Here is a 26112-nt window from a genome sequence, read left to right on the forward strand (position 1 = left end):
CCCTGCCTCGCCCGGAGACGCCCGAAGGCCCCCACCCGGTACGGATGGGGGCCTTCGGCGTGAAGAAAGTCAGATGGCGACGACGCGCTGGGCCTGCGGGCCCTTCTGACCTTGGCCGATCTCGAACTCGACGCGCTGCCCTTCGTCCAGGGACTTGAAACCGCTGCCCTGGATCTCCGAGTAGTGCACGAAAACGTCCGGTCCGCCGTCGTCCTGAGCGATGAAGCCGAAGCCCTTTTCGCCGTTGAACCACTTAACGCTGCCCTGAGCCATACTTTTTCTACCTGCTCTTCATAGCGAGTCTGAGCTCATTCGATGCCCCGATCTCGTGGACCATTCTCGCAGGTCTTGCCCGGTAACACACGTCGCCGTCTCAAATTCGTGCAGATCGCCAGGTCAAGGCCACCCTCGGCGGGTCACCCGGAGGGGGTGGACCGCCGATTTCCGGGGTCCTGGCAGCCCCCGTGGCGAGCCTGGCCGACGCCGACGCAGCCGGGACCCGATGAGGCTTCGGGCCGGGTGTCCCGAAAGTGCCCTTGCGGACGTTGAGCGTCTCGAAGGGCACCTTCGGGACACCCGATCGAGCGATCGACGCAGGTGCCCCCGCCGCGTCAGTGCTCTTCCGGCTCGGAGCCGATCCGGTAGGGCACGGGCTTGCCGTCCTCGTCGCACACCTCGACCGGCTTGCCCTCGGCGTCCACGATCTTGCCGTCGACGATCCTGTCGCCGTCCTTGAGCCGGGAGAAGGCCTTGAGGTCGGAGTAGTCGATCACCCGGGTGGCGGTCGCGAACACCGACGGGTCGCTGCCCGCCTTGGCCGGCTTCAGGTGGTTGAACAGCAGGTTCAGCACGACGGCCATGAGCGCGGCGGAGCTGATCCCCGAGTGGAAGATCGTGCCGACCCACGCCGGGAAGTGGTGGTAGAACTCCGGCGCCGCGATCGGGACCATGCCCAGCCCCACCGACGCCGCGACGATCACCAGGTTCATGTTCCCGTTGTAATCCACTTTGGACAGCGTCTTGATACCGGACGCCGCGACCGTGCCGAACAGTACGAGACCGGCGCCGCCCAGTACGGGGTACGGGATCGCGGCGACGACCCGGCCGAGTACCGGGAGCATGCCCAGGACCAGCAGGATCACGCCGCCGGCGGTCACCACGAAGCGGCTCCGGACCCCGGTGATCGCGACGAGCCCGACGTTCTGGGCGAACGCGCTCTGCATGAACCCGTTGAAGACCGGCGCGACCGCCGAGGACGCCATGTCGGCGCGCAGCCCGTCGCCGATCCGGCGTTTGCCGACCCGCGTGCCGACAATCTCCCCCACCGCGAGCATGTCGGCCGTGGTCTCGGTGAGGGTCACCAGCACGACGATGAACATCGACACGATCGCGGCGACGTCGAAGGTCGGGGCGCCGAAGCCGAACGGGGTCGGCACGGCGAAGATCGGGCCGTCCCAGACCTGGGAGAAGTCGGCCTTGCCCAGGACAGCGGCCAGCACGGTGCCGACCACGATCGACAGGAGGATCGAGAGCCGGGAGATGGCCGGGACGGCGACCTTGCTGAGCAGCAGCACGATCGCCAGCGTCATCGCGGCCAGCCCGATGTTGGAGACCGAGCCGAACTCCGGCGACTTGGTGTTGTTGCCCATCGCCCACTGGGCCGCGACCGGCATCAGGCTGAGCCCGATCACGGTGATCACCGTCCCGGTGACCACCGGCGGGAAGTACTTCACCAGCCGGGAGAACACCGGGGTGATGAGCAGGCCGAGCAGCGCGGACGCGATCACCGAGCCGAACACGGCGGGCAGCCCGCCGTCGGCCACGATCGCGGTCATCGTCGCCACGCCCGCGAACGAGGTGCCCTGGACCAGCGGCAGCCGGGAGCCGAAGAAGGGGATGCCGAACGACTGCAGGATCGTCGCCAGACCGCCGATGAACAGGCACGACGCGACCAGCAGCCCGATCTCGGCCGTCGAGACGCCAGCGGCGCCGCCGATGATCAGGGGCGGCGCGATGATCCCGCCGTACATCGTCAGGACGTGCTGGACGCCGTAAGTGAAACTCTTGCCGATCCCGAGCCGTTCGTCCTCGGGCCTGCCGCTCGCGGCCGCTTCGGCCCGCGTCCTCTTCACCATGGATCCGCCTCTCGATAGAAGCGAGCGATGCCGGGCAATTTCAATCTGCGGAGGTTAACTTCCACATAGCAGAACTTGCAAGACCCTGCCCGTAGGGGTCGTCCTTGCGGCGGCCGGACAAAGATCCGTTCCGCACGGGGAGGCCCCGGCGCGGCGATGGTAGAAATCGGCTGCCCAGTCGGTGAGGATCCCGAGGCAGGAAAGACGGCATACATGGCGAATCCGCTGGTCGCTGAGCGCCAGGACTCCACGAAGGCGCACTCCGGTGTCCCGTTGCTGGAATCCGCGATCGACCTCAAGGAAGGCATCGAGAAGGGCGACTGGGCCGCGGTCGCGATGGGTGCCGTCGGGACGGCTCTCGACGCGCTGTCGATGGCCATGGACCCCTTCGGTTCGATCCTCGCCGCGGGCGTCGGCTGGCTGCTCGAACACGTCGGCCCGCTCTCCGACGCGCTCGACGCCCTGACCGGCGACGCCGATCAGATCAAGGCGCAGGCCGAGACCTGGTCCAACATCGCGAAGGAACTCGGTGCCATCGGCACGGATCTGACCGACCTGGTCAAGGCCGACCTGCGGACGTGGGCGGGCGACGCCGCGGACCGCTACCGCGAACGGTCAAAGGACACGGTCACCGTGCTCACCGCCGCGCAGAAGGGTTGCGAGGGCGCGTCCAGCGGGGTCAAGACCGCGGGCGAGGTCGTCGCCGCCGTCCGCACCCTGGTCCGCGACATCATCGCCGAACTCGTCGGCCACCTGATCAGCTGGGCGCTGCAGGTGCTGTTCACCCTCGGCATCGGCCTGACCTGGGTGGTGCCGCAGGTGGTGACCGCGGTCGCCAAGACCGCTTCGAAGATCGCCGACCTCACCACCAAGCTCGTCAAGGCGCTCAAGGGCCTGATGCCGCTGCTCAAGAAGGCCGACACGCTCTTCGACGACGCCGCCAAAGCCCTGCGGAAGCTGCAAAGCGGCAAGGTGGACGCGCCGCCGCCACCCAAGACCAAGGGCGGCAACGACCGCGGGATCGACGAGGGCACCAGCAGTTCCAGCGCCGACGGCAACGGCAAACCGGGCGGCGGCAACGACGGCCCCACCAACGACAGGGGCACCAACACCAAGAGCGACAACGACCAGACGAACACCAGCGGCACCGGCGGTGGTGGCGGCACTCGCGACCGGGGCGGCAACACCGACACCACCAAGAAGGACGGCAGCGGCGACCGCTCGACGTCGTCGGATTCCAAGAACTACTGCGGCGACCCCGTCGACGTCGCGACCGGCGAGGTCGTCATGAAGCAGGTCGACGTGACGCTGCCCGGCGACGCGGGCGATCTCGAACTCTCCCGCACCCATCTGTCGTCCTACACCGCGGGCCGCTGGTTCGGTCCATCTTGGACGTCCACAATGGACCAAAGACTGGCGGTCCAGTCCGGCCGAGTCCTGTTTTATGCCGAAGACGGCATGGTGCTGACCTATCCCGTCCCGGCGGGTGGCGCCGTCCTGCCGGTACAGGGACCGCGGCACCGGCTGCGCCGCGAGGCGGACGGCTACCGGCTGTCGATGGGCGATCGCGAGCTGCACTTCACCGGTGCGGGCCGGATCTTGCCGCTCACGGCCATCGAACAGAACGGCGTCCGTACCGAGTTCGCCTACGCGGCCGACGGCACGCCCGCGCGGCTCCGCCGTGCCGACGGCGTCGAGCTCGCGATCGGCACCGCGAACGGGCGGATCGTCGCGCTCGGCGCGCCGGGGCAGCCGCCGCTGGTGCGCTTCTCGTACAACCGGCTCGGCCAGCTGAGCACCGTCATGGATTACGCCGGCCGCCCCATGGCCCTCGACTACGACTTCAGTCACCGGCTCGTCGGCTGGAGGGACCGCACGGGCACTTGGTACCGCTACGTCTACGACGACGCCGGACGGTGCGTCCGCGCCGTCGGGGCGAGCGGTTACTACAACGCGACGTTCGCCTACGAACCCGGCACGACCCGGCACACCGACGCCGACGGCCACACGTGGACGTACCGCCTCAACGACGCCAGGCAGCTGGTCGAACGCGTCGATCCGCTCGGCAACTCCCAGCGCTACTCCTGGAACCGGCGCGACGAACTGCTGTCCCAAGTGGACGAACTCGGCCGGGAGACCGGCTACGAGTACGACGAAGACGGCGAACTGGTCGCCGTCCACCGTCCCGGTGGCTCGACGGTGCGGCTGGCCCGCGCCGCCGACGGCGAGGTGCGGCTGTCCTCGGGCGACGTCCAGCGCGTGGTCCCCGCGTTCGACCCGGCCACCACCCTGGTCGGCACCGGGATGCCGGTAGAGATCCCGGACGCGCCCGACCCGCTCACCGACGCCCCCGTGACGGACCGTCCCGGCGACCGCGACCTGTTCGGCCGCCCCCGTCTCGCGTACACGGCCTCCGGCGGCGCGGCGAGGCTCGGCTGGACGGCCGACGGTCGCCGTGCCTGGCGGCTCGGCCCCGACGGCGGCCGCGAGACGTGGGTGCACGACGCCGAAGGCCACGTCGTCGAGCACCGCGACGCGGCGGGTGCCGCGCGGCGCCGCAAGTACGGCCCGTTCGGCCTCGTCCTGGAGGAGACCGACGCCGCGGGCGCGCGCACGCTGTTCACCTACGACGGCGAACTCCGGCTCACCTCGGTGACCAACCCGAACGGCCGCACCTGGCGCTATGTCCGCGACGCCGCGGGCAGGCTCGTCGAGGAGATCGACTACGACGGCCGCCGGATCGGCTACGCCTACGACGCGGCGGGGCAACTGCTCCGCATGACCAGCAGTACGGGTGAAGCGACCGAGTACGACTACGACCTCCAGGGCAACGTCGTGGCGAGGCGTACCCCGGACGACGTCACGCGGTACGAATACGACGCGCTCGGCAGGATGACCGTCGCCGAGAACACCGAGTCGCGGGTCGAACTCGTCCACGACGACGGGGACCGGGTCGTCGTCGACACGATCAACGGGCTCGGGGTGTGCTGGCGCCACGACGGCGACGTGCTCGTCCGCCGGACATCGTCCGGTGTGGACAGTGAGTGGCGGTTCACCGGCGACGGACTGCCGCGGTCGCTGCGGATCGCCGGCCACGAAGTCGAGTTCGGCTACGACGACGCCGGACGGGAGATCACGCGCAGCGTCGACGGCACCGTGGTGCTCCGGCGGCGCTTCGACGCGGAAGACCGGCTCGCCGAAGAGCACATCGCGGGCGTCGGGCCCCGCGTCTACGGCTACCGGCCGGACGGCAGGCTCGCCGCCGTCGACGACGCGATCCGGCCTTGGCGGCTCACCTACGACACCGCGGGCAGGGTCAGCGAAGCGCGCGGGCCCGGCGGGGCCGAACGGTTCACCCACGACGCCGCGGGGACCATCACCATCGGCGAGGACGGCTACCGCGGCGACGAGCGGGGCCGGGTCGTCGCGGACCAGTCCTGCGCCTACGAGTGGGACCACCTCGACCGGCTGCGTTCCGTGCGCACCCCCGACGGCGCGCTCTGGACCTACCACTACGACCCGCTCGGGCGGCGGTTCGCCAAACGCCGCTGGCTGATCGACCAGGAGGGGGACGCCGAGCTCACGCACGACGTCCGGTTCCTGTGGAGCGGGATGAACGTGGTCGAGCGGATGGACTACGACCCCGCCGACGAGTCCTACCGGCTCCTGACCTGGGAACGCTACGACGACGACCGCCCCGTCGTGCAGATCGAGCGCACGGGCGCCCTCGAAGACGCCGTGTTCCGTGCCGTGATCACGTCGCCCGCGGGAACGCCGACCGAACTGCTCGACGAACACGGCACGCTGGTCTGGCAGGACCGCAGCAGTTTCTGGGGTGTGCCGCTGCCCGGCGCCGACACCGCGTCGATACCGCTGGCGTTCCCCGGCCAGCACCGCGACGAGGAAACCGGGCTGCACTACAACGTCTTCCGGTACTACGACCCCAGGACGTCGCGGTACCTCAGCCAGGATCCCCTCGGCCTCGCCGCCGCGCCGAACCCCGTCGGCTACGTCGACCAGCCGCTGCTCATCGGTGACCCGCTCGGCCTCGTCCCGCCCTGCGGGCGGAGCGGTCCGGGCAGCCAGCAGCGACCTCAGCCGGTCGGGCCCAGCGGGCAACCCCAGCCCTTGCGGCGGAGCCCGCGGAAGCCTCCCATCGACGTCGACAAGATGTCGAAGGAGGAGTTCGAGAAGTTCAAGCCGAAACTCGACCAGATCCTAAAGGCGGACAAGCACTTCTTCTGGTCCGGTGGCACCAAGAAACGCAAGCGTGGCGAAGAGGACGAGTATCTCGGCTCGGTCGAGGAGAAGGCGACCAAGATCGCGAAGCAGAACGGCGGCAACACCCTCGAGGGAACCCTCAAGGACAACAACATCAAGATGCCCGGGTGGATCAACGATCCCCACGACCCGAGGAAACCGCTCGTCCAGGAGAAATGGGACTACGTCTCCGAAACCTTCGCGAAGAACTCCAACAAGGACACGCACGTGGTCTTCCCCTACTGGCCGGGCAAGGGACACGACGTCTACCCGCATCGCCGCGAGGACAACGTGTTCGACGTGACCGAGTACCCGCGGCTCGAAAAGATGGGGATCGACCACATCACCAAGCACAACGCGGAAACCGGGCACACGCGCCCGTACCGGCACACCAAGTGACGTTGCCCCCGCTCACCGGATTTGGTATACCAAAGAGAGTCCGGCGAGAAAGGTGTGCCCGTGTTGATCCGTGACGTCCGCCCCTGGGGCGGACAGCGCAGCGACGTCGAGGTGGCCGACGGCCGGATCACCGCGGTGCGGCCGCACGATCCCGCCGCCGCGTCGTCGCCGGACACGGTCGAAGGGCGCGGGCGGCTGCTGTTCCCGTCGTTCAGCGACGTGCACGTCCACCTGGACTCGACGCGGATCGGGCTGCCGTTCCGGCCGCACACCGGCGCGCCGGGTGTCTGGGCGATGATGCTGAACGACCGCGAGAACTGGCGGAACGCCGAGGTTCCGCTGCCCGAACGCGTCACCGGGACGCTAGAGCGAATGATCGCGAACGGCACCACCCGCGTGCGCACGTACGCGCAGGTGGACGTCGACTGCCGGCTCGAAAAGCTCGACGCCGTCCTTGCCGCGAAGGAGCGCTTCGCCAAGCAAGCGGACGTGGAGATCATGGCGTTCCCGCAGGCCGGGATCCTGCGCGAGCCCGGCACCGTGGACGTGCTGGAAGCGTCGCTGCGCTCGGGCGCCACGGTCGTCGGCGGGATCGACCCGTGCTCGCTGGACAAGGACCCCAAGGGACATCTCGACGTCGTGTTCGGGCTCGCCGAGAAGTACGGTGTCGAGGTCGACATCCACCTGCACGAACCCGGCCACCTCGGCTTGTTCTCGACCGACCTGGTGATCGAACGGGTCCGCGCGCTGGACATGCGCGGCAAGGTGACCATGTCGCACGCGTACGAACTGGGCTCGATCTCGGAATCGGTGAGCCGCCGCCTGATCGACACGTTCGCCGAACTGGACATCGCGATGGCGACCGTCGCGCCGTCCACCGACGGGCAGTTGTCGCTCGCGGACCTCACGACCGCGGGGGTGCGCGTCGGCCTCGGCGAGGATGGCCAGCGGGACTACTGGAGCCCGTACGGCAACTGCGACCTGCTCGACCGCACCTGGCAGCTGGCCTTCACCAACGGTTTCCGCCGCGACGACCTGATCGAGATGGCGCTGGCCGTCGCGACGATGGGCGGCGCGTCGATCATGAGTCACGATGTCCCCCGACTGGCGGGTATCGAAGACCGGCCGGGGGTGGCTGTCGGCGACCGCGCCGACCTGGTCCTGGTCGACGGCGAGACCCCGACGAGCGCGGTGATGGACCGCGGCAAGGACCGCACGGTGCTGCACGACGGCGTCGTCGTGGCGGACGGGCTTTCGGTGCTCGGGTAAACCGCTGGCGTGACGGCGACGGCCGCTGCTACTTTGCCGGAGGCCGTGCGAGCGAACGAGGAGGTGGTACCCGTGGACATTCCGACCAGGGTGCTCCTCTCAGGGGTCACGGCCGGGCGATAGGTCGTCCGGGAGCGCCGTCTCACGAGCACTCCCGAAAGGCACGACCATGCATTTCACTTCCGAACGACGCCTCGAAGGCGCCCTTGAGCGCGAATTCACCCTCGGCGACATCCCCGGAATCCTGTGGACGCCCGAATCGGCGGCCCCGGCCCCGCTGATCCTGATGGGGCACCCTGGCGGACTCGGCAAGATGTATCCCCGGCTCGCGGCCAGGGCCCTGGCCTGCACGGCGACGGGCTACGCCGCGGCCACCATCGAACTCCCGGGAGCCGGCGACCGGCCCCGTTTCCCCGTCGTCGACGAAGCCCGTGGCGACCTGCTGAGCGCACTGAAGGCCGGGGAGCCGGTCAGCGACGACATCGTCGACCGGCTCGTCCTCCCGCTGGTCGACGCGGCGGTCCCGGAATGGCGGGCCACTCTGGACGCCCTTCTCACGCTGCCCGGGATCGGCGGTCCGGTCGGGTTCTCGGGCGGGGTGATCGCCATCGCCACGCGGCTCGCGGTGGTCGAACCCCGGATCGCGGCCGCCGTCCTGTTCGCCGGAAGCTACGTTCCCCGCAGCATCCTCGAAGAGGCCAGGAAGGTCACCATCCCGCTGCTGGTCCTGTTGCAGTGGGACGACGAAGGGAACGACCGGCAGCACGCCCTCGACCTGTTCGACGCCTTCGGTTCGCGGGAGAAGACGTTGCACGCCAACATGGGCGGGCACACCGGCGTCCCGCACTTCGAAGGAGACGCCGCGGGCCGGTTCATCACCCGGCACCTGAAATAGGCCGCGGAGCCGATGTCGATTTCCGGGTGCGGCGTTCGTGGGGTAGTCGAGCGGTCGCCACGAGGGCGCCGCCACGACCACAGGAGACCCGATGTCGCACCCGGAACCCGTCGCCCGCCGCATGTACGACCTGGTCGAGCCCATCGGCCTGATCCCCTACTTCGCCGACGAGTCGGACGAGGCCCTGATCGCGCTCGGCCTGCGCAACCAGTGGGACGCCTACTTCGCCGGACGGGCCGCGCCGTTCGGCCGGTCGGCGCCCGCCGAGGTGATCCACGCGATCTTCTACAACTTCGCCCCGGGCGAGGTGGCACGTCACCTCCCGAAGGTCTGGGAGCTGACCACGCCCGAGGCGGCGCTGGCCGCCCGCGAACGGGGATGCGTCGCGGGGATGCGGCGGATCCTCGGCGACCTCGCCGACGACCCCGGCGTCACGCGCGCCGGCGAACTCCTGCTGAAGGCGGCGACCAGCGCACCCGTGGAGGGGCGCGCCCTCTTCGCCGCCGTCCGAACGCTTCCGATCCCGCAGGAGCCCGTGGCACGGCTGTGGCACGCGGCCACCCTGTTGCGTGAGCACCGGGGCGACGGGCACACCGCCGCTTTGCTGACCGAAGGCATCGGCGGAACCGAGTGCCACGTGCTCCACGCCCTGTCCGTCGACATCCCCGCGAACGAGTTCGGCCGGGTCTGGCATCTCCCCGCCGCGCAGCTGGCCGCGGTCGTGGACGGGATGCGCGACCGCGGCCTGATCGGGTCCGACGACCGGCTCACCGACTCGGGCCGGGCCACGAAGGAGCGCGTCGAGGCGACGACCGACCGGCTCGCGGAGGCGCCTTACGACGCCTTGAGCCCCACCGAACTCAAGAACCTTGTCGCCGACCTCGAACCGATCTCGGCCGCCATCCGGGCCACTATCCCGTGGTAGTCACCGGACGCGATAACGCAGGTGGGTGGCGACGCCCGCGACGGGTTCGCCCTGGAGGACGAACTCGCCCAGGTGCCCGGCGAACACCGAGGTCCCTCGCCCCAGCACCACCGGGGCGAGGTGGAGGCAGACCTCGTCGAGCAGGCCCGCCGCCAGCAGCTGCCCGGCGACGTCGGCACCCAGCACGAGCACGTCCTTGTCCCCCGCGGCGTCCTTGGCACGGCGGACCGAGGCCTCCAGCCCGTCGAAGGCGAAGGTGCCGCCGTTGTCGCCGAGGAGGTCTTCCCTGGTCCGGTGGGTGATCACGAAGCTGGGGACACCGGGCCACGGCGTCCCGCCCCACGGCCGCAGACCGAGATCGAAAGTGCGCCTGCCGATGACGGCCGCCCCGCCCCTCGCGTTCACCTCCTCGAAAACGCGGGCGTCGGGCCCCGTTCCGGCCATCCATTCGTGCAGGCGTTCCCCGCCGTCTCCCATGGGCTCTTCGGCCCGGACGTCCGGCCCGGCGGTGAAGCCGTCCAGCGACATCGACACATCCAGCACCACCTTGTTCATCGCAAGGCCTCCTTCGCTCCCGTCCGGCATATTCGGGAGGGAGTCGGAGCGGATTCGGCCGTCTCGACATCCACGCACGAACGCCCTTGCCCGATCCGGACAAGGGCGTTCACAGGGCGGGGTTTCAGTCGTCGGCGCGGAGTTCCGCGTTGACACGCTGTGCTTCGTGGAGCTGGTCTTCGAGGGTGACGATGCGGCAGGCGGCCTCGACGGCGGTGCCCTGATCGACCAGTTCCCGCACCCGGGCGGCCAGGCGAAGCTGGTGCCGGGAGTAGCGGCGGTGGCCGCCGGCGGAACGCTGCGGGACGATCAGACCGGCCTCGTCGAGGCTGCGAAGGAAGCCCTGGGTGGCGCCGAGCATGTCGGCGGCCCGGCCCATCGTGTAGGCGGGGTAGTGCTCGTCGTCGAATTTGTCGGCCCCGTCGGCCGATCCGTTCTGGTCAGGGATCATTCCACCTCCACATCACAAAGGACCCCGGGTGCCAGAACGGCACCCGGGGTCCTCAGGGTTGGGTTTCACCATTGTCAACCGACGTGACCGCCGGCCTCTTGCACCCGCGTCCGCTGGAAAGCCGGACCTTGCGGGGATCGCTCATTCGTGACCGCGAACCACCTCCGAACTCGATGGAACTACGGCACCCGCGCGGCGCTACCTTGCCGCTGCGGGCGATCCAATGATGTTGCCGTTCCCTTCTTTCCTGTGTTCTCACCTTGCTGGGTACTGCTACTTCACCTACTGCGAACGCCAACGACGGGAACCCTTCCACTGATCGGTCCCAGCACGCTGACGCCGCTGGCCACTGCCCGGAGCCCCGTCACCGATCGGCTCCGGCCACCTGACCGGTCCTGCAACTGCATTTACTGACTACAACCTGCGTTTTCCTCACGGACGCACCTGCTCCGCCCGCGTCCTGCACTTTCCTGCCAGGGCCGGCACTACCTGGTCGAACCTCTTCACAACCCGGCCCTGGGGTCCTGCTCCCGATCACCGTGCGGGACCTGTTCCTTGATCGGCCCCGCGCCGCCTGACCGGCTTGTCTCACCTCGCGGGTAGTTACGTCATCTCCCGCGCCTGCTTGACGTTGTCTTTCTCGGTACAAGGAGAACACTACACACACCCGCCGTTGAATGTCTACTCCAGCCACCATAGATTTTCTACGGCGCGTCGGACGGGTGAAGGCAGAAGGAGAGACGACCATGAGTGACGACCTCGCCGGGGATTCGCTCGATGAGCGGTACGGCCTGGCGGAGGTGCGTGACCTGGGGGAGTACGCCGAAGCCCTCAACCGGCTGGTCGAGCAGGGACTGCGAGACCAGCGCACGACCTTGCTCTCCGAAGCCGAGGCCTACGCGGTGGCGGAACTGCTCGGCCGGTTCGCGCTCAGCGAACCCTGGAGCGCGTTGAACCAGCTGGCCGCTTCCTTGGCCAGCCGGATCTACAACCGCCTCGGCGCCTGAAGACGGCGAAGCTCAGCGGCTGACGGCGATCTCTCTCTCCACGCTCGCCAGCTTCTCCGGGTTGCGGACGTGGTAGGCGCCGGTAACGAAGCCGTTCTCGACGCGGACCGCCAGCACGCCGTCGATCTCGCCGTCGACGCGGACGAGCAGGCCCGGCCCGCCGTTGATCTGGACCGGCTCGACCGTCCTTTCCGCGTCACGTTTCCACCAGCCGCCCGCCAGCAGACGCGCCACCTTGTCCACGCCCACGACCGGGCGCGGCAGGGCGTGTTTCACCCCGCCCCCGTCGCTGAGTGCGACGACGTCCGGCGCCAGGATGTCGAGCAGACCCTGCAGATCCCCGGTTTCGACCGCTGCTTGGAAGGCCTGGAGTGCCGCCCGGTGTTCGGCGGGAGAGCCGGCGCCGCGGGGTCGGCGCGCGGCGACGTGCGCCCGCGCCCGATGGGCGATCTGGCGCACGGTGGCCGGCGCTTTGCCGACCGCTTCGGCTATCTCGTCGTAGTCGAGCGCGAAGACCTCGCGAAGCACGAACACCGCTCGCTCGGTCGGCGCGAGCGTCTCCAGTACCAGCAGCATCGCCATGGAGACGCTTTCGGCCAGCTCCACGTCCTCGGCCACGTCCGGCGCGGTCAGCAGCGGCTCCGGCAGCCACGGGCCGACGTAGGACTCTTTGCGCCTGCCGAGCGTCCGCAGCCGTTTGAGCGCCTGCCGGGTGGTGATCCGGACCAGGAACGCGCGCGGGGCCAGCACCGTCACGAAGTCCACGTCCACCCACCGCAGCCAGGTCTCCTGCAGGACGTCCTCGGCGTCGGTGGCCGAACCGAGCATCTCGTAGGCCACGGTGAACAACAGGTTGCGGTGGGCCACGAACGCGTCGGTGGCCGGCCCCATGGCGGGGTCTCGTTCACTCGTCACCGGTTCCTGCCTTTCTCGAACGTGCCCGGGCCCATACGATCCCGGCCCTCCTCCCTTTGTGACACCGAAGCCCGGTGGCCTGCGTCACAAGGCAGGCCTGTCACGGGGATCGGGTCACCGGGATCTCTTGGTGGCGACGCCGAGAGAAAGGAAATCCACCCATGTCCACGACGACGGGCCCGCGCTCGCGCATGCCCGGTCCGATCCCTTTCGTCCCCGAAATGGCCGAGGTCGCGGGCGGTCTGCACAAGGTCCTCGAGAACGGCGCGATCCCCTCGACGACCATCGCGCTGCTGCAGCTGCGGGCCGGGCAACTGCTCGGCAGCACCTACTTCACGATCCGCGAAACCGGCACTCTTCGGGAAGCCGGGGAGTCCGAGGAGCGCATCACCGCGGTGGCGACCTGGCCGGACGCCACCTGCTTCACCGCTCCCGAACGGGTCGCACTGGAACTCGCGGAGGCCGTCCTCACCCCGAACCCATCCGGCGAGCGCGTGCCCGATTCGTTGTACGCCAAGGCATCCGCCTGCTACGACACCAAAGCACTCTGGACGCTCGTAATGGCGATCGCGCATATCGGCTTCTTCGCCCCCGCCGCGCTCATCGCCAAGCCGATTCCGGGCATGCCGCCCGGCCGGAACTACACCGACTGACCTTCCCCACCTTCGAGAAAGGCTTGACCCATGAGCAAGTTCGCGGTTGCCGGAGCGACCGGCCGGCTGGGACGGCATGTCGTCGACGTCCTCACCAAACGAGGACAGCACGTCGTGCCGATGTCCCGGACCACCGGCGTGGACATCGTCACCGGTGAAGGACTCGTCGAAGCACTCGCCGGAGTCGAGGTCATCATCGACGTCGCCTCCTGGCACGGCTCCGAACAGGAGGCGGCGACGGAATTCTTCCGCGCGTCCGCCCGCAATCTGCACGAAGCCGGCCGTCAGGCGGGGGTCGCGCGGATCGCCGCGGTCTCCATCATCGGCGCCGACAAGGCCACGGCCGGTTTCATCGCCGCCAAGAAGGTGCACGAGGAACTTCTCCTGGCCGGGCCCCTGCCCGTTCGCATCCTGCGGGCCGCGCAGTTCCACGAGTTCGTCGGCCAGCTCCTGGACTGGCAGCGAAGCGACGTCGTCCACCTGCCCGCCTTGCCCACGCAGCTCGTGGCCTGCCGCACCGTCGCGGAGGAACTGGTCGACCTCGCCCTCGACCGGGACGCCCAGGGATCGCCGATCCCCGAAATCGCGGGGCCCCGCAAGGAAATCATGTCGGACGCCGCCCGTCTCCTCGCCGCCCGCCGGGGCATCGAGGTCGTCGGCATCGACGGCTCCGGCATGCCCGACGCCGAAATCGCGGCCGCCGGCGGTTTCCTGCCGAGCCCGCACGCCAAGCTCGCGGGCCCCACGTTCTCAGACTGGCTCGACGCCCAATCCTGAACGGAAGCGAAGCGCCGTTCGGGGGTTCCACGCCGACCGCGCATTCACCAGGAGATCCGCGACGATCAAGCCACGGTGGCCGGGTAGGGACTCCTCATGGCGCCGAAGTAGGCCTCGGGCGCTCCCTCGAGGTGCTCGGGCAGTTCGTCCATGAAGGCGCGCAGCAGTGGGGTCGCGTTGTGCCGATCGAGGTCCTCCTGCGAACGCCAGATCTCATAGAGGAAGAACCGGCCGTCTTCTTGCTCGTGGAGGTGGTACTGAAGGTTGCCCGCGTGCCCTCGCGACGGCTCGACGAGGTCCATCAGGAGCTTCCTGAGCTCGTCGGCGTGCCCGGGCTTGGGGGTCAGGAAGCCATAGAGCGAGACGGGCGCCGGCGCGGTCGAAATGGTCGTCATGCAAGCAACGTTAAGAGGTGACATCAATGTCAGCCTCAAGCCGCTTCGGCATGAGGTGAGTCACAGGAAGATCGGAAGCTGCCCCGCGAAACGTGGCGTGGCCGTATGTCTTCTCCGCTACTTCGGTGACGTGATTCAACTCCAGGCCTGCGCACCAACAGGTTCCGCGGATAGAGCACGGCGTCAGCAAAGAGCTCATCCAGGACGCCTGCGCCCGGCTCAGTAACCGACCCGTGACCAGTTGCCCTGGACGAACCTCCGCCGGGTACTACAGGAGTTGCGCTTCAAGGTGTTCCTGCACGTCGACGGCGGGTTCGTCGACTGGACCCAGCGGCTGGTCGGCAACCGCAAGGAGCGGATGCCGATCAGCGGTGTCGGCGTGGACCCGCTTGCGATGGTTCGCAGGCCGGGTGATCACTGGTCGGCGTAGCGCTTGGCGAGCTCCTCCTCTCGGGCCGTGGGCCAGGGGCAGCGGATGTCGCCTTGGCTGGCGGCGAAGAAGAGTTCCATGTGCACGTGCCAGGCGGCGAGGGCTTCGGGGCCGTGTGCGTTTTCTTGGAAAAGGGTCACGGTGGTGCCCTGCAGGTGTTCGTGTTGGAACTCCCAGCGCACGACGCCCTGTGGGATGCCGTCCTGGAGCCACTCGTACTCCAGCAGGTGAGATGCTTCGGAGCGGGTGAGCCTGCCCGGGGTGATGCCGGGGTGGGCGGCGCGGGTGGGAACGGTGCCGGTGGCGCCTTCGGTGAGGAGGGCCCAGACGTCGTCGAGCGGGGTCCAGACCAGATCGCGGGCGAAGTGGATGCCGTCGGGGTTGTCGGTGCCCTCGTCGAGGCCGAACTTCGCGATGTAGTACTCGATGCGCGAGAGCCATTCGGTGGGAGGCTCGAACTCGGTGCCGTCGGCGTGGGCGACCAGGGCGTCCAGGCAGGTGATCCAGCCGGGGACGTCGCGGCCGGCGGAGAGCTTCGACGAGACCACGGCGGTGAACACGAGCAGGCAGCCGTCGGCCTGCGGGAGGATCTCGAAGCGCAGCACGTCGTTCGCCCAGCGGAAGGCGAAGACCTTCGGCGGGTCGGACTCGAGCAGTTCGCCCTCGCCGCCGTCGGCGTCGACCGGGGCGGCATCCGGGAAGGTGAAGCGCAGGGTGCGGCCGTCGATCGTGACCTCGGCAGGGAACCAGTGCTTCATCTCGGCCGGTTCGGTGACCACCCGCCAGACCTTCTCCGGCGAGTGTCGCAGCCGGCGCTCGAAGCGCAGCACAGGCTTACCCTCGATCATCTGCAGTTCCGCGTCCACTGGTCAGTTCCCTTCGATCTCGTCGAGTCGGCGTTCGAGCGCGTCCAAGCTCTTCTCCCACATCGCGCGGTAGGGCGCGAGCCAAGCGTCGACCTCCGCCAGCGGGTGCGGGTTGACGCGGTACCAGCGGCGTTGGGCGTCCGTGCGCACCTCGACCAGGCCGGCCTCACGCAGCACCTTGAGGTGCTTCGACACGGTCGGCTGGGTCAGCGTCAGCCGGTCGACGAGGTCGCCGACCGGCTGCTCGCGTTCACGCAGCAGGTCAAGAATCTCCCGGCGACTCGGATCCGCCAGCACGGCGAAGGTAGATGCCATGTCAGCAATATAGCTGAAGTGGCATATTCGTGCCCGGTGCACCCTTCACCGGGCTCGACGCGGCGGTTCGGTTGCTCAGGCGGATGGCAACTCCGTGGTCCGCCTGTGCGGGTCTGTCTCCATCGCAGACCGAGACTCGGCTTCGGCGAACTCAGCAAGTCGACGCCCGCGCGGCCCTGGGCGATGTCCTTCAAGCCTCCATCCGAACGGTCATGCAGGCAGTTGCGCTGACCAGCACTGCAGAGCGAACGGAGACCAATCGTGAAGAACGCCGAGGCGGACATAGCCCCAGAAGAAGCAACATCCCGCAGTCCAGCGGGGATGTCGAAGAGTGGGCCGCCTGGGGCTCGAACCCAGAACCTACGGAATCTTGGGCGGGGCCTGTGGACGTCTGCCGTTAGCTGCCGACAACCGCTCTCACCAGCGCGAACTCTGACCGATAACGATCATGGCCTGTGATCGTTTGGCGTCGTCTGCGGTCGTTTCCCGGGGATAAACCGGGGAGATGATCATGCTTCTCGCCCTGGTCTCGCGCACGTTCGCGTGACGCCATTCTACTGCCCACACCTCCCCTTCATCCCGATACGAAGCCAGCACGCGGCCGGTGACGTCGGGTCAAGGCATGCTTTCCAGCCTTGACGCGGCGTTACCGGCCGTTGTCACGATCAGGCGTCGGGGTGGAGGAGATCGACGACGGCGCGTAACAGGTGGCGATACACCGACGACCGGTATGTCACGACGCTCGTTGAGGAGGGCCGACGTTGGCTATGGGGACATGTGCGCCGCCGCTGGGTGGCGCTGCGCAAGGTGACCCGCTGGCGGCCGCGTCGCCCGGCCGGTGGGCGGAGCGGAGCGGCAGCCCGCCGTGTCGGGAACCGGCGCGGCCGCCCAGGCGAGGGGCTACCTACGCGCCCGGCGCGCCGCCCGGCGGCGGCGCGCCCTTGATCCCATAGAGCCAGATTCGGCAGCCATTCCAGCGTTGCAAGATCGATCGGAGATCAGATGATGCCACTTCGGGAGTACCTCTACGTCGACGCAGACAAAGTTCGCTCCCTACTTACACAACTCGATGGCGGCGTCGCCGAAGAAGCACGTCGAACAGAGAAGACGATAAAGACGACTACGGGTGGCGTGAAGTCTATTGCGAGTCACGAGCGCAACTGGGGAACCGAGGAATATGTACAAAAATCACTCGCAGATGCCATCTACTCAGACCTGGAAGAAATACTTGAAGTTAACCAACTACTGACAGAAGCATCGAGCATTCTTTCATCCCCGGAAGTTTGGACGAATGGTTCTTTGCAAAGGGACATGCCTCCAGGAACCCTGATAAGGGTGACGAGTCAAGGATCCTTATTCGATGCTCGATACGTCGGCAAACTGTTCGCCGGGATCGGCTCGACCATACTTGGCCTTTCCAAAATTGCGCCGCAGCTATTTGACCAAGTCGAACCCAGAAGGCCGGGGTCATCGAAGACCAAAGGCGGCTCCAGGCAAAGAGATTCCAGTAGCCCGCCAGACTCATCCGAACAAATTGAAGACGAAATCAAGGACTTCCCCACCCTTACCGACGGGGATGACTTGAATCCCGAGTTCCTGAGAGCGTTTGTAAGGATCGCCCGCGGGGTCTTCCAGCCAGGACTGCACCTAAGCCTATTGCCCTGCTCGAACAAGTCCTACGCCGTCAACATTCGACTCCAAGAAGGAAGGAGGCATCTTGAATCAGATCCCGAGATGGTGTTTGCCCGGTACGGTTTTTCGCCACAGCAGTGGACGGTCGTTGGGACACTTGGATGCCACTCCCCCGGCAAGGAAAATGCAGTTCCCGATGGATCAGAGATCGCACAAGCGTTCGTCGATGGAGATATCAATCGAAATAAATTTGCCCAGGGTTTGAACGCCTACGTAGAACACTTCGCAAGAATCGGTTTCGCCGACGTTCCCCAGTATCCAAGCTTCTCATTAGTTCCGCTCGCAGTATATCGAACCGTTGGGACAAACAATGAAATACTACCTACAAGTTTGTAAAAACGGGCGCCTTCCTGCATTAATCGAACAAATTTGATGGAGCGGCTCACATGAATCGGCAGCTGTGCGAACTCTGCTAGCCTGGAGCTATGCGTGGTGCGGGTGATCAGCTCAGCATTGGGGAGCGTATTGCCTTCTACCGGCGGCGGCGTGGTCTGTCGCAGGCGGTTCTTGCTGACTTGGTGGGCCGTACTGAGGACTGGCTGAGCAAGATCGAGCGCGGCGAACGGGAAATCCGGCGCTTGGACGTGCTGGCTGACGTCGCGCGTGGCCTGCGGGTGACGCTGGGAGATCTCCTCGGCGAACCGGTGCTGATGGAGGACGAGGACAAGAACGACGACGTCCCGGCCATCCGTGACGCGCTCATGGCTCCCCGGCGGCTGTCCCGCACTCTGTTCTCCTCTGCCATGTCGCCGGAGTACATCGACCCGGCCCCGGTGGCTCAGCTGGTGGAGGGTGCCTGGTCCAGCTATCAGAAGGGTGACCTCGGCCGTGTCGTCGCGGCCCTGCCGGGTCTGATCAAGACCAGCCAGGGCATGGAGTCCGCCTCGGCCGATGACGCGGCCTACCGGCGAGCCTGTGCAGCGGTGTCGGCACGCGTCCACCACCTGGCCGCAACGACACTGAGCAAGATCGGTGAAGCCGACCTCGCGTGGATCGCGGCAGAGCGCGCTATGCAGGCAGCCGACGAGGCGGATGATCCCCTGGTGCTGGCCTCCGCTGCCCGGTCCGGCACTCACGCGCTCCTGGCCGTCGGCCGGTTCGATGACGCGCTTGAGCTGGGCGATGTGGCCGCGAAGTGGCTGGTCCCGAGGATGCGCGATGGTGATCCGGCCGCGTTGAGTCTCTACGGGATGCTCTATCTGCGGACGGCCGTCGCCGCTGCCCGGCAACAGGACCGGTCGACGGCAAACGAGCTGCTGTCTCACGCAGGTCGGGCGGCTGATCAGCTCGGCGTGGACGCCAACCACTGGCAGACCGGGTTCGGCCCGGCCAACGTCGAGCTGCACAGGTTGTCGGCGGCGCTGGATCTGGGCGACATTTCGCAGGTGATCGAGTCGGCTCCGAGGATCAGCGTTGACCACCTGCCAGTAGAGCGGCAGGTCACGCACCTGATCGACTTCGCGCGGGCGTTGAGCCTGGTCGCGAAGGATGACGAGGCGTTGTCGGCGTTGCTGACGGCTGAGCAGAAGGCTCCGGGGATCGTCCGGCACAGCACCGCCGTGCGGGAGGTCGTGCGGTCGATGTATCGCCGTGCCCCGGCGACGGCTGGTAAGAAGTCCTCGCCCTTGTTGGCGTTGGCTGAGCGCTGTGGCGCGGTGAGGTAGGTCGGGTGGCGTCGCGTGTTCTGGGCCTGGTCGGTTCGGGTGCTGGTGGTGTTGAGGACCTTCTTCCGCGCGTGATCCAGCCCCTTCAAGAGGACGGCTGGACGGTCGCGGTGACCTTGACCCCGACGGCGGGGCGCTGGCTGGACGAGAACGGCGGCCGTGCCGAGATCGAGGAGGCCACCGGGTTCCCGGTCCGGGTGGAGCCGCGCTCGCCGGCCGAATCTAGCCCGCATCCGGCCCCGGACTGCTACCTGGTCGCGCCCGCCTCGGCGAACATGGTCGCCAAGCTCGCGATGGGCATCGCCGACAATCAAGCTCTGACGCAGGTCAACGAGGCCATCGGCACCCTGAACCTGCCGGTCGTCGTCTTCCCACGCGTGAACGCCGCGCACGCCCGTCACCCGTCCTGGGAAACCCACATCGACGCGCTGCGGCGTGCTGGGGTGCGTCTCGTGTACGGGGATGACGTGTGGCCGCTGCATGAACCGCGGAGCGCTCCCGGGAGGGAGCTGCCCTGGTCAGCCGTACTTTCCGCGGTGAACGCAGCGGTCCCGTCGCCGGGCTAGCTCGGTAAGATCGACGGTGTGACAGCTGCGTCTGGGGAACGGCCGAAACCCATCGATCAGTGTCAGAACGTTCAAGAAATCCTCGACCAGATCCGGCTTCGGCCGGGGATGTGGCTCCGGCAACGGTCTTTGCGGGACTTGGAGAGCATCCTCTTCGGCTACGGCGTCGCCCTGGACGTTCACGGACTCGATGAGAAGTTCACGATGGGGGCTGTCGGTCCGTTCGCCCAATGGATCGAGGCTCGTTTTGGCTGGTCGATGTCTGCTGGCTGGGCGGTTGCCATCGAGGCGCACGCCGACGGTGAGGAACCTCTGAAGGTGTTCTTCCGCCTCCTCGACGAGTACCGGGCCTCCTGAACCCGGCCACGTCACGCCAGGTGGGCCGTCATTTCTGAGGACGCTCTCCCCCGCTAGTACCTACCCGGACAGTTTGTCCGGGGTGAGGCTCCTCACTGGGTGTCTCCTGTGTCCAGCGCGCCCGACCGGGCTCGCCGAGACCGAGACATCGGGAGAGCACACATGGGCATTCACGTGGTGATTCAGCCCCTCGTCGGCTACGGCGCGGCGGTGGTTTCACCCTCTCCTGGCGTTCGTCAGCTCGTCGCCGGAAGTGAAGAGACCTCCTTCATCGTCCAGGTACCCGCCCGTATCGGCGGCCTGATGGACACCGCACGGTTCGCGCAGAGTCTCGCGGCCGCTGCCAGCGAGTTCAGCGAGTGGTGCGAGACCCAGCACCGCACGCGCTCGCATTCCTCTTCCTTCCATGACCAGTGGTCCGACGCTGCCGATGACGCCGTCACGCGCAAGAACGACTGATCACACGCACCTAGGAGCAACAAATGGCTATCTACAAGGGTTTCCGGTTTCCCATCGACTTTGACGAGGCTTTCGGTCAGGGCTTGGTGATGGTCGGCGAAGTGTCGCCGGACAACGAGTACCAGTCGCGAGAGGACCGGTCGTCGGGTCGTCCGGCTCGGCAGCGGGTCGACGAAGTGACGGGCAAGCGTCAGTGGAAGGTCACAGTGACCGACCCGGACGAGGTCAAGGCCAAGCGCGCGTCGTTCGAGATCACGCTGCTGGCCGATGTGCAGCCGGTGCCGACCACGTCCGAGGTGCTGCCGGGTATGCGGCCGATCGAACTGGAGGGCCTGACGGCTGAGCCGAAGGTGGCTGGTCAGGGCGAGTTCAAGTACCAGTCGTACACGTTCCGCGCGACCGGCTTCAAGGCGGCGGCCGCTGGCGGTGCGTCGAAGTCGGGCCGGGCCTCGGGTTCCGCTGAGTCGACGCCCAAGGCTGCGTGATGCCGGACGGGGTGCCGGGGAGCCACCGTGTGGCCGTGGTTCCTCCGCACCTGGTCCAGGCGTGGGAGATGGCCTACCACCACTACGGCGCTCTGCGGGCGCACGCGGTCGACCCGTTGGCGGCGCATGACCTGGCCGTTGCTTCCCTCGCGGTGGCGTCGGCCTGGCGGGACCTCGCTTCGGAAGGCCAGTTGCCGTGGTGGGTGCTCGCGGCCGTGACAGCGGCGGCTGAGGGATTCGAGGAGAACGCGCGGTCGTGGGAGATCCGCGCTCACAGTGAGGAGGGACAAGGCCGTGGCGTTCAACGCGATGTGGAAGCCGGGGCCGCAGGCGGTCGCGGGGATGCAGGGCAATGGTTCGGCGAACCCGGCCCTGGTGATCTACCTCGATCCGGACAGCCTGGCGATCCTGCCGCCGTCCGACCCGGCCGCGTGGCCGGAATTCATCCGGCTCCTTCGCCAAATCCGCGACAGCGCGGACGAACTGGCCGTGTTTCTCGACAAGCACAAGGCGGTGCGTGATGACGACGCCCGGCCGGAATGAGCCGCAGACGCTGGCGGACGCACACGCCGTTGCTTCCGCTCGTCGCCCGAAACCCGGTTCGAATCTGTCGACGTGGCTGAAATTCCACAGGGAGAACGCGCGCATGTATCGCGCCGTGTCCGATGTGGACCGAGGTCACCACCACGAACTCCGTTACTGGGTGGGCTATGAGGAGCGCAAGGCGGAGGAGGTGGCCGCCCAGATCCAGAAGGAGAAGTCGCAAGCTAGCTAGAAACTGAATGACAGAGCGAAAACGCACGTGGGGACGTGCGGCGTACAAACACGTCCTCAATCGCTTTTCTTGTCCTGTAAGGCGCAGAAGCGGAATCCGGCTACCAACCTTGCCGCTCCTGCGCTGTCCACAACCTCTGGAAGTGAACAATGACAACGCTAAACGATGGCAACAAGCGTGCGCTAGACGGGGTCACTCGAACGCGCTGCACGGTCTGTAAGCGGTTCGCGAAGCTGCTGCCCGGCGAGAAGGAATGCGCGCCCTGTCAGGGAATGCTTCCGCTGGATCTGACCGGCGGTGGTCGCCGATGAACGGGATCGGTGTCCTTCTCGTCGGCGGCGGAGCGCTCGGCGTGGTGGTGTGGCTGCTGCACAAGCTCGGTCGCGCGCTCGCCACGATCTTGGAAGTCCTGGCGGCGGCCGCGCTGGTGTTCATCGCCCTCTGGTGGCTGCTGAAATCGTTGCTGTGGTTGGGAAAGCAAGTCGTCACGCGCTGGAGGACCAGCCTTGCCGTGGTGGCGCTCGTGGCGTGGTGGCAGTACCTCGGGTGGCTGTCGCTGGCGGTCGTCGTGGGCTCGGTCGTCGCCGTGCTGGCGTCGTGGTGGCTGCTCGACGTGGTGTCCTATGACCACCACTGCGGCCGGTTCCTCCGGTCCTGGTGGATGCGCTGGGCGGTCTACGCGCGCAAGCTCCCGGCCTGGCTGCACGCCTGCGGGCTGAGCATCCGGGATGAGACGCTGCCGGTGGAAGTGACGGTGAACCTGGTCGGCCGTCGACGTTTGCTGTCCCGTAAGGCCGCGTCGGCATCTCGCGCAGTGCAGGTGCCGAAGGTGCTCAAGGTCCGGTCGGGGTCGTCGTGGGATGAGGTGCGGGTGCAGCTCGTTCCGGGGCAGAAGCCCGAGGACTTCGACGAGGCCGCGCGGGCGCTCGCGGTGGCGCGCAAGGTCAAGCGGTGCCAGGTGCGGGAACTGGAGCCCAACGTGGTCTCCATCGACTTCCAGCGCCGTGACCTACTCAAATCCGCGGTGACCTCCCTGCCGGTTCCTGACCTGGTGGCCCCCGATGTGCTCGGCGTGGATCTGCGGCATGTGTGGTCCGGGACCACGGAGTACGGCTCGGACTGGCGGGTTCCGCTGGTCGGCTCGGGAGCGCACTGCCTGACCGCTGGCGCGACCGGATCGGGCAAGAACTCGGTCATGTGGTGCCCGCTGGTGTCGGCCGCACCCGCGATCCGGTCCGGTGTGGTCCGGGTGTCCGGCATCGATCCCAAAGGGATGGAACTCGCCTACGGGCGCGGGATCTTCGCCCGGTACGCGGTGACCGGTAAGCAGGCGCTCGAACTTCTCGACGGCCTGCTTGAGGAGATGGAAGCCCGCAAGCACGAGTTCGCCGGACGCGTGCGGATGATCCCGATCAGCGTCGAGCATCCGCTTGAGGTTCTGGAGTTCGACGAGATCGGCGCGCTGACCAAGTACACCGACCGCAAGACGCGTGACGCGATCGTGGAGAAGGTCGCGCTCCTCACCACACAAGGCCGGGCCTTGGGGATCACGGTGCGCGGTTACGTGCAGGAGCCCACAAAGGACACCGTCCCGGTTCGTGAGCTGTTCCCGCGCCGCGTGTGTCTGCGGGTGACGTCCAAGACCCACGTCGGGATGGTCCTCGGTGACGGCGCGTACGAGCGGGGCGCGTGGGCGAACCGGATCGGCGATTCCGAAGCCGGTGTCGGCTACGTCTGGGGCGAAGGCGTCCGCGAACCCCTGCGCGTCCGGGCCGGATGGGTCGCCGACGAGGAGATCAAGGCTCTGGAGGCCTACGTGACCAACGGCGGCGCTCACATCGTCTCCGAGGGGAGGGCGGCATGAACCGGCTGATGGTCTTCCTCGACGCGATCCGCGACCACCTGGACTCGTTCGCCCTGCCTCCGGCCGCCTCGGTCCGAGTCGGGGTGGGACCTGATCCGATCACGGTGCAACTCGACTCCGACCGCCTGGAGGACGTTGCCCGTGGCCTGCTCACCTGGGCTGCCTCGCTCGACGACGTGACGGCATCCCTGTGGCGTCCTGCGGGCGGCGGGTCGGTGCACCTGGAACTCAGCGGCCGAACTCCCTGCGGCGTCCCCGTGGTCGTCTACGGCGGCGTCCGGTTCGACGAAGCCACCTTCCCGGACCTGCCTGCGGGGATGCGGCAAGAGATGCCGGTGTTCGTGCTGCGGCAGTGGAACAGCCCTGGGGAGGTGGCCGCCTGATGAGTACCCAGGAATCCGCGGTGACCATGCCGGCCAAAACTCGGGCCGCTCGGATGCGTGAGCCCTTGGCGTCGGACGTGGTGAAAGCGACCGCTGAGAAGCACGGCGTGTGCGTTCGGCCGTTCACGATGGAGGTCGGCGACACCGATACCGGCGAACTCCGCTACGTCCCTGTTCCGTGCGGTTCGACCGTGGAATCGGTGTGTCTGCCGTGCGCTCGTAAGGCGAAGGCACTTCGACAGGTTCAGTGCCGTGAGGGCTGGCACATGGAGACCGAACCGGACTTCACCCCGGAGCCACCGACTGAGACGCAGACGGAGCTGTTGGCGTTCCGGGCTGACCTCGTCGCCGCTCACCGGCAAGAGACAGACCAGGGGGAAGCCGAGGAGCTGCGGGAGGAGATCCAGAGTGTCGATGAGGAACTTCGGCAACTCGGGATGAGGGGCCGTCTCCCTTCAATCGACATGCCCACGAAGAAGGCGGTGAAGCGCTCGACCAAGCGGCGGCAGGACGCGCCGAACCTGCCTCGACGCAAGGTCGCCAAGACCACCGTGGGCCGTGAGTACGCGGGACGGTTCCGGCCGTCGATGTTCGTCACGCTCACTTGCGACACCTACGGCCCGGTCCGCTCCGACGCCGCACCTGTCGACCCGTCGACCTATGACTACCGGCGGGCCGCTCGGGACGCGGTCCACTTCTCGGCCCTGGTGGACCGCTGGTGGCAGAACCTCCGGCGTGTGGTCGGCTGGGACGCGCAGTACTTCGCCACCGTCGAACCCCAACGACGGGCCGCCCCACACCTGCACGCGGCGATCCGGGGATCGGTGCCGCATGACGTCATCCGCCAAGTCACCGAAGCGACCTATCACCAGGTCTGGTGGCCCGACCACGACCAGGTCGTCTACGTCGACCGGATGCCGATCTGGGACGGCGACGCCAGGGTGTTCGTCGACCCGGACACCCGCGCACCGCTGACCGACTGGGACGACGCGATAGAAGCCGTAGAGCACCCGGCGCACGTGGTCACCTTCGGCCGCCAGGTGCACTCCAAGGGCATCCTCGGCGGCACCGAAGAAGCCGGGCGGCACATCGGCTACCTAACCAAGTACCTCACCAAGTCCACCGGTGAGGTGGTCGAAGCCGACACGGCCCAGCAGAGGGACCACCACGACCGGTTGCACGCGGAACTGTCGGTGACACCCTGCTCGCCTCGCTGCGCGTTGTGGCTGCTGTACGGCGTCAATCCCAAGGGAGCCAACGGAAAGACCACACCAGGCCACTGCAAGGGACGGGCGCATCGGCGGACCACCCTCGGCCTTCCGGGGCGCCGGGTGCTGGTGTCGCGCAAGTGGTCCGGCAAGACGCTCGTCGACCACAAGGCTGACCGGAAGGCGTTCGTCCTGGAGGCGCTAGCGGCGGTTGGAATCGAGAAACCAGCACCCGACCCGGCCCGGCTGGTCTGGCGCAAGGTCGACTCCGGCGACCCCTCCGTGCCACCTCGGGACCACCTGGTGATGCACGCCATCTCCGAACGCATCACCTGGAAAGCCGAGTATGACAAAGCACTACTAGCCGCGCAGAGTCCGCCGGATCTTTCGGCAACTCCACTCGCGGCCTAAG

The 26112-nt window shown here is 67.6% G+C and carries 27 protein-coding genes; 19 read left to right on the forward strand and 8 right to left on the reverse strand.

All coding sequences use genetic code 11. The features are described 5' to 3' along the window. Positions 1 to 69: 69 nt before the first annotated feature. Together CVV72_RS27245 and CVV72_RS27250 are read right to left on the reverse strand one after the other, a co-directional pair. The gene (locus tag CVV72_RS27245; RefSeq protein WP_005149851.1) at positions 70 to 273 is read right to left on the reverse strand and encodes a cold-shock protein; all 204 of its coding nucleotides are present in this window, start codon (positions 271 to 273) and stop codon (positions 70 to 72) included. Positions 274 to 611: 338 nt separating this feature from the next. Next, the gene (locus tag CVV72_RS27250; protein WP_219146351.1) at positions 612 to 2135 is read right to left on the reverse strand and encodes a nucleobase:cation symporter-2 family protein; all 1524 of its coding nucleotides are present in this window, start codon (positions 2133 to 2135) and stop codon (positions 612 to 614) included. A gap of 213 nt (positions 2136 to 2348) precedes the next feature. Here CVV72_RS27250 and CVV72_RS27255 point away from each other — a divergent pair, with 213 nt between their 5' ends. The 4 genes from CVV72_RS27255 (at position 2349) to CVV72_RS27270 (ending at position 9883) form a co-directional block, all read left to right on the forward strand. Further along, on the forward strand, positions 2349 to 6794 hold the full coding sequence (locus CVV72_RS27255; RefSeq protein WP_219146352.1) for a DUF6531 domain-containing protein: 4446 nt from the start codon (positions 2349 to 2351) through the stop codon (positions 6792 to 6794). Positions 6795 to 6854: 60 nt separating this feature from the next. Further along, positions 6855 to 8063, forward strand: a complete 1209-nt coding sequence (locus tag CVV72_RS27260; protein ID WP_219146353.1) for an amidohydrolase family protein — start codon at positions 6855 to 6857, stop codon at positions 8061 to 8063. Positions 8064 to 8232: 169 nt separating this feature from the next. Then, positions 8233 to 8958: a dienelactone hydrolase family protein gene (locus CVV72_RS27265; RefSeq protein WP_219146354.1), complete on the forward strand. Its 726-nt coding sequence runs from the start codon at positions 8233 to 8235 to the stop codon at positions 8956 to 8958. A gap of 91 nt (positions 8959 to 9049) precedes the next feature. Further along, complete coding sequence (locus CVV72_RS27270) at positions 9050 to 9883, forward strand: MarR family transcriptional regulator (RefSeq protein ID WP_219146355.1); 834 nt, start codon at positions 9050 to 9052, stop codon at positions 9881 to 9883. Here the strand turns inward: CVV72_RS27270 and CVV72_RS27275 are convergent, their stop codons facing one another. Both CVV72_RS27275 and CVV72_RS27280 read right to left on the reverse strand, forming a co-directional pair. Continuing rightward, positions 9884 to 10438 (reverse strand): dihydrofolate reductase family protein, encoded by a 555-nt coding sequence (locus tag CVV72_RS27275; protein ID WP_219146356.1) that lies wholly within the window; start codon positions 10436 to 10438, stop codon positions 9884 to 9886. Between the two features lie 124 nt (positions 10439 to 10562). After that, complete coding sequence (locus CVV72_RS27280; RefSeq protein ID WP_219146357.1) at positions 10563 to 10889, reverse strand: MerR family transcriptional regulator; 327 nt, start codon at positions 10887 to 10889, stop codon at positions 10563 to 10565. A gap of 746 nt (positions 10890 to 11635) precedes the next feature. Between CVV72_RS27280 and CVV72_RS27285 the strand changes: the two genes are divergently transcribed. Then, positions 11636 to 11896, forward strand: coding sequence for a hypothetical protein (locus tag CVV72_RS27285; protein WP_219146358.1), 261 nt, complete (start codon positions 11636 to 11638; stop codon positions 11894 to 11896). A gap of 12 nt (positions 11897 to 11908) precedes the next feature. Here CVV72_RS27285 and CVV72_RS27290 read toward each other — a convergent pair whose 3' ends face one another. Next, positions 11909 to 12787 carry an RNA polymerase sigma-70 factor gene (locus CVV72_RS27290; protein ID WP_219154154.1) on the reverse strand — a complete coding sequence of 293 codons (879 nt, stop codon included), beginning with the start codon at positions 12785 to 12787 and terminating at the stop codon, positions 11909 to 11911. A gap of 185 nt (positions 12788 to 12972) precedes the next feature. Here CVV72_RS27290 and CVV72_RS27295 point away from each other — a divergent pair, with 185 nt between their 5' ends. Next, the gene (locus CVV72_RS27295) at positions 12973 to 13464 is read left to right on the forward strand and encodes a carboxymuconolactone decarboxylase family protein (RefSeq protein WP_255632277.1); all 492 of its coding nucleotides are present in this window, start codon (positions 12973 to 12975) and stop codon (positions 13462 to 13464) included. 30 nt (positions 13465 to 13494) lie between these two features. Further along, positions 13495 to 14241 (forward strand): SDR family oxidoreductase, encoded by a 747-nt coding sequence (locus tag CVV72_RS27300; RefSeq protein WP_219146359.1) that lies wholly within the window; start codon positions 13495 to 13497, stop codon positions 14239 to 14241. 65 nt (positions 14242 to 14306) lie between these two features. Here the strand turns inward: CVV72_RS27300 and CVV72_RS27305 are convergent, their stop codons facing one another. Next, a complete protein-coding gene (locus tag CVV72_RS27305) occupies positions 14307 to 14636 on the reverse strand; it encodes a putative quinol monooxygenase (RefSeq protein WP_219146360.1) in 330 nt (109 codons plus the stop codon). A gap of 241 nt (positions 14637 to 14877) precedes the next feature. Between CVV72_RS27305 and CVV72_RS27310 the strand changes: the two genes are divergently transcribed. Then, positions 14878 to 15066 carry a hypothetical protein gene (locus tag CVV72_RS27310; protein ID WP_219146361.1) on the forward strand — a complete coding sequence of 63 codons (189 nt, stop codon included), beginning with the start codon at positions 14878 to 14880 and terminating at the stop codon, positions 15064 to 15066. On the opposite strand, the gene CVV72_RS27315 is transcribed toward CVV72_RS27310, so the two are convergent. Then, a complete protein-coding gene (locus tag CVV72_RS27315) occupies positions 15051 to 15932 on the reverse strand; it encodes an SRPBCC domain-containing protein (protein WP_255632278.1) in 882 nt (293 codons plus the stop codon). The two genes, CVV72_RS27310 and CVV72_RS27315, sit on opposite strands and share 16 nt — an antisense overlap. Before the next feature lie 3 nt (positions 15933 to 15935). Continuing rightward, entirely contained in the window at positions 15936 to 16247 is a 312-nt protein-coding gene (locus CVV72_RS27320; RefSeq protein ID WP_219146362.1) for a helix-turn-helix transcriptional regulator, read from the reverse strand. 1002 nt (positions 16248 to 17249) lie between these two features. Here CVV72_RS27320 and CVV72_RS27325 point away from each other — a divergent pair. The 11 genes from CVV72_RS27325 (at position 17250) to CVV72_RS27375 (ending at position 26111) form a co-directional block, all read left to right on the forward strand. Beyond that, a complete protein-coding gene (locus tag CVV72_RS27325; RefSeq protein WP_219146363.1) occupies positions 17250 to 18275 on the forward strand; it encodes a hypothetical protein in 1026 nt (341 codons plus the stop codon). 89 nt (positions 18276 to 18364) lie between these two features. Continuing rightward, complete coding sequence (locus tag CVV72_RS27330) at positions 18365 to 19603, forward strand: helix-turn-helix domain-containing protein (protein ID WP_037319070.1); 1239 nt, start codon at positions 18365 to 18367, stop codon at positions 19601 to 19603. A 71-nt stretch (positions 19604 to 19674) separates the two neighbouring features. Further along, complete coding sequence (locus CVV72_RS27335) at positions 19675 to 20169, forward strand: flavoprotein (RefSeq protein WP_255632279.1); 495 nt, start codon at positions 19675 to 19677, stop codon at positions 20167 to 20169. 18 nt (positions 20170 to 20187) lie between these two features. Further along, positions 20188 to 20526: a hypothetical protein gene (locus tag CVV72_RS27340; RefSeq protein WP_219146365.1), complete on the forward strand. Its 339-nt coding sequence runs from the start codon at positions 20188 to 20190 to the stop codon at positions 20524 to 20526. Positions 20527 to 20688: 162 nt separating this feature from the next. Further along, the gene (locus CVV72_RS27345) at positions 20689 to 20985 is read left to right on the forward strand and encodes a hypothetical protein (protein ID WP_016331156.1); all 297 of its coding nucleotides are present in this window, start codon (positions 20689 to 20691) and stop codon (positions 20983 to 20985) included. Positions 20986 to 21008: 23 nt separating this feature from the next. Next, complete coding sequence (locus CVV72_RS27350; protein ID WP_219146366.1) at positions 21009 to 21470, forward strand: hypothetical protein; 462 nt, start codon at positions 21009 to 21011, stop codon at positions 21468 to 21470. Between the two features lie 294 nt (positions 21471 to 21764). Further along, entirely contained in the window at positions 21765 to 22013 is a 249-nt protein-coding gene (locus CVV72_RS27355; RefSeq protein WP_219146367.1) for a hypothetical protein, read from the forward strand. Beyond that, the gene (locus CVV72_RS27360) at positions 21991 to 22245 is read left to right on the forward strand and encodes an AMED_5909 family protein (protein WP_063277333.1); all 255 of its coding nucleotides are present in this window, start codon (positions 21991 to 21993) and stop codon (positions 22243 to 22245) included. Before CVV72_RS27355 ends, CVV72_RS27360 begins: the two co-directional genes overlap by 23 nt. A 307-nt stretch (positions 22246 to 22552) precedes the next feature. Next, positions 22553 to 24109: an FtsK/SpoIIIE domain-containing protein gene (locus tag CVV72_RS27365; RefSeq protein ID WP_219146368.1), complete on the forward strand. Its 1557-nt coding sequence runs from the start codon at positions 22553 to 22555 to the stop codon at positions 24107 to 24109. Next, on the forward strand, positions 24106 to 24492 hold the full coding sequence (locus CVV72_RS27370) for a hypothetical protein (RefSeq protein WP_219146369.1): 387 nt from the start codon (positions 24106 to 24108) through the stop codon (positions 24490 to 24492). The genes CVV72_RS27365 and CVV72_RS27370 overlap by 4 nt, the downstream gene beginning before the upstream one ends. Then, on the forward strand, positions 24492 to 26111 hold the full coding sequence (locus tag CVV72_RS27375) for a replication initiator (protein ID WP_219146370.1): 1620 nt from the start codon (positions 24492 to 24494) through the stop codon (positions 26109 to 26111). Before CVV72_RS27370 ends, CVV72_RS27375 begins: the two co-directional genes overlap by 1 nt. The last annotated feature ends 1 nt before the right edge of the window (position 26112 follow it).

Source organism: Amycolatopsis sp. TNS106, assembly GCF_019330265.1.
Taxonomy (GTDB): domain Bacteria; phylum Actinomycetota; class Actinomycetes; order Mycobacteriales; family Pseudonocardiaceae; genus Amycolatopsis; species Amycolatopsis lurida.

Bases quoted from the DNA above. Each gene is read 5' to 3' on its own strand.
- CVV72_RS27325 (WP_219146363.1), top strand. From the start codon at position 17,250: ATGATGCCACTTCGGGAGTACCTCTACGTCGACGCAGACAAAGTTCGC.
- CVV72_RS27270 (WP_219146355.1), top strand. From the start codon at position 9,050: ATGTCGCACCCGGAACCCGTCGCCCGCCGCATGTACGACCTGGTCGAG.
- CVV72_RS27360 (WP_063277333.1), top strand. From the start codon at position 21,991: ATGACGACGCCCGGCCGGAATGAGCCGCAGACGCTGGCGGACGCACAC.
- CVV72_RS27250 (WP_219146351.1), bottom strand. From the start codon at position 2,135: ATGGTGAAGAGGACGCGGGCCGAAGCGGCCGCGAGCGGCAGGCCCGAG.
- CVV72_RS27255 (WP_219146352.1), top strand. From the start codon at position 2,349: ATGGCGAATCCGCTGGTCGCTGAGCGCCAGGACTCCACGAAGGCGCAC.
- CVV72_RS27300 (WP_219146359.1), top strand. From the start codon at position 13,495: ATGAGCAAGTTCGCGGTTGCCGGAGCGACCGGCCGGCTGGGACGGCAT.
- CVV72_RS27365 (WP_219146368.1), top strand. From the start codon at position 22,553: ATGAACGGGATCGGTGTCCTTCTCGTCGGCGGCGGAGCGCTCGGCGTG.
- CVV72_RS27375 (WP_219146370.1), top strand. From the start codon at position 24,492: ATGAGTACCCAGGAATCCGCGGTGACCATGCCGGCCAAAACTCGGGCC.
- CVV72_RS27330 (WP_037319070.1), top strand. From the start codon at position 18,365: ATGCGTGGTGCGGGTGATCAGCTCAGCATTGGGGAGCGTATTGCCTTC.
- CVV72_RS27245 (WP_005149851.1), bottom strand. From the start codon at position 273: ATGGCTCAGGGCAGCGTTAAGTGGTTCAACGGCGAAAAGGGCTTCGGC.
- CVV72_RS27280 (WP_219146357.1), bottom strand. From the start codon at position 10,889: ATGATCCCTGACCAGAACGGATCGGCCGACGGGGCCGACAAATTCGAC.
- CVV72_RS27305 (WP_219146360.1), bottom strand. From the start codon at position 14,636: ATGACGACCATTTCGACCGCGCCGGCGCCCGTCTCGCTCTATGGCTTC.
- CVV72_RS27320 (WP_219146362.1), bottom strand. From the start codon at position 16,247: ATGGCATCTACCTTCGCCGTGCTGGCGGATCCGAGTCGCCGGGAGATT.
- CVV72_RS27345 (WP_016331156.1), top strand. From the start codon at position 20,689: ATGGGCATTCACGTGGTGATTCAGCCCCTCGTCGGCTACGGCGCGGCG.
- CVV72_RS27290 (WP_219154154.1), bottom strand. From the start codon at position 12,787: ATGGGGCCGGCCACCGACGCGTTCGTGGCCCACCGCAACCTGTTGTTC.
- CVV72_RS27265 (WP_219146354.1), top strand. From the start codon at position 8,233: ATGCATTTCACTTCCGAACGACGCCTCGAAGGCGCCCTTGAGCGCGAA.
- CVV72_RS27350 (WP_219146366.1), top strand. From the start codon at position 21,009: ATGGCTATCTACAAGGGTTTCCGGTTTCCCATCGACTTTGACGAGGCT.
- CVV72_RS27370 (WP_219146369.1), top strand. From the start codon at position 24,106: ATGAACCGGCTGATGGTCTTCCTCGACGCGATCCGCGACCACCTGGAC.
- CVV72_RS27285 (WP_219146358.1), top strand. From the start codon at position 11,636: ATGAGTGACGACCTCGCCGGGGATTCGCTCGATGAGCGGTACGGCCTG.
- CVV72_RS27275 (WP_219146356.1), bottom strand. From the start codon at position 10,438: ATGAACAAGGTGGTGCTGGATGTGTCGATGTCGCTGGACGGCTTCACC.
- CVV72_RS27295 (WP_255632277.1), top strand. From the start codon at position 12,973: ATGTCCACGACGACGGGCCCGCGCTCGCGCATGCCCGGTCCGATCCCT.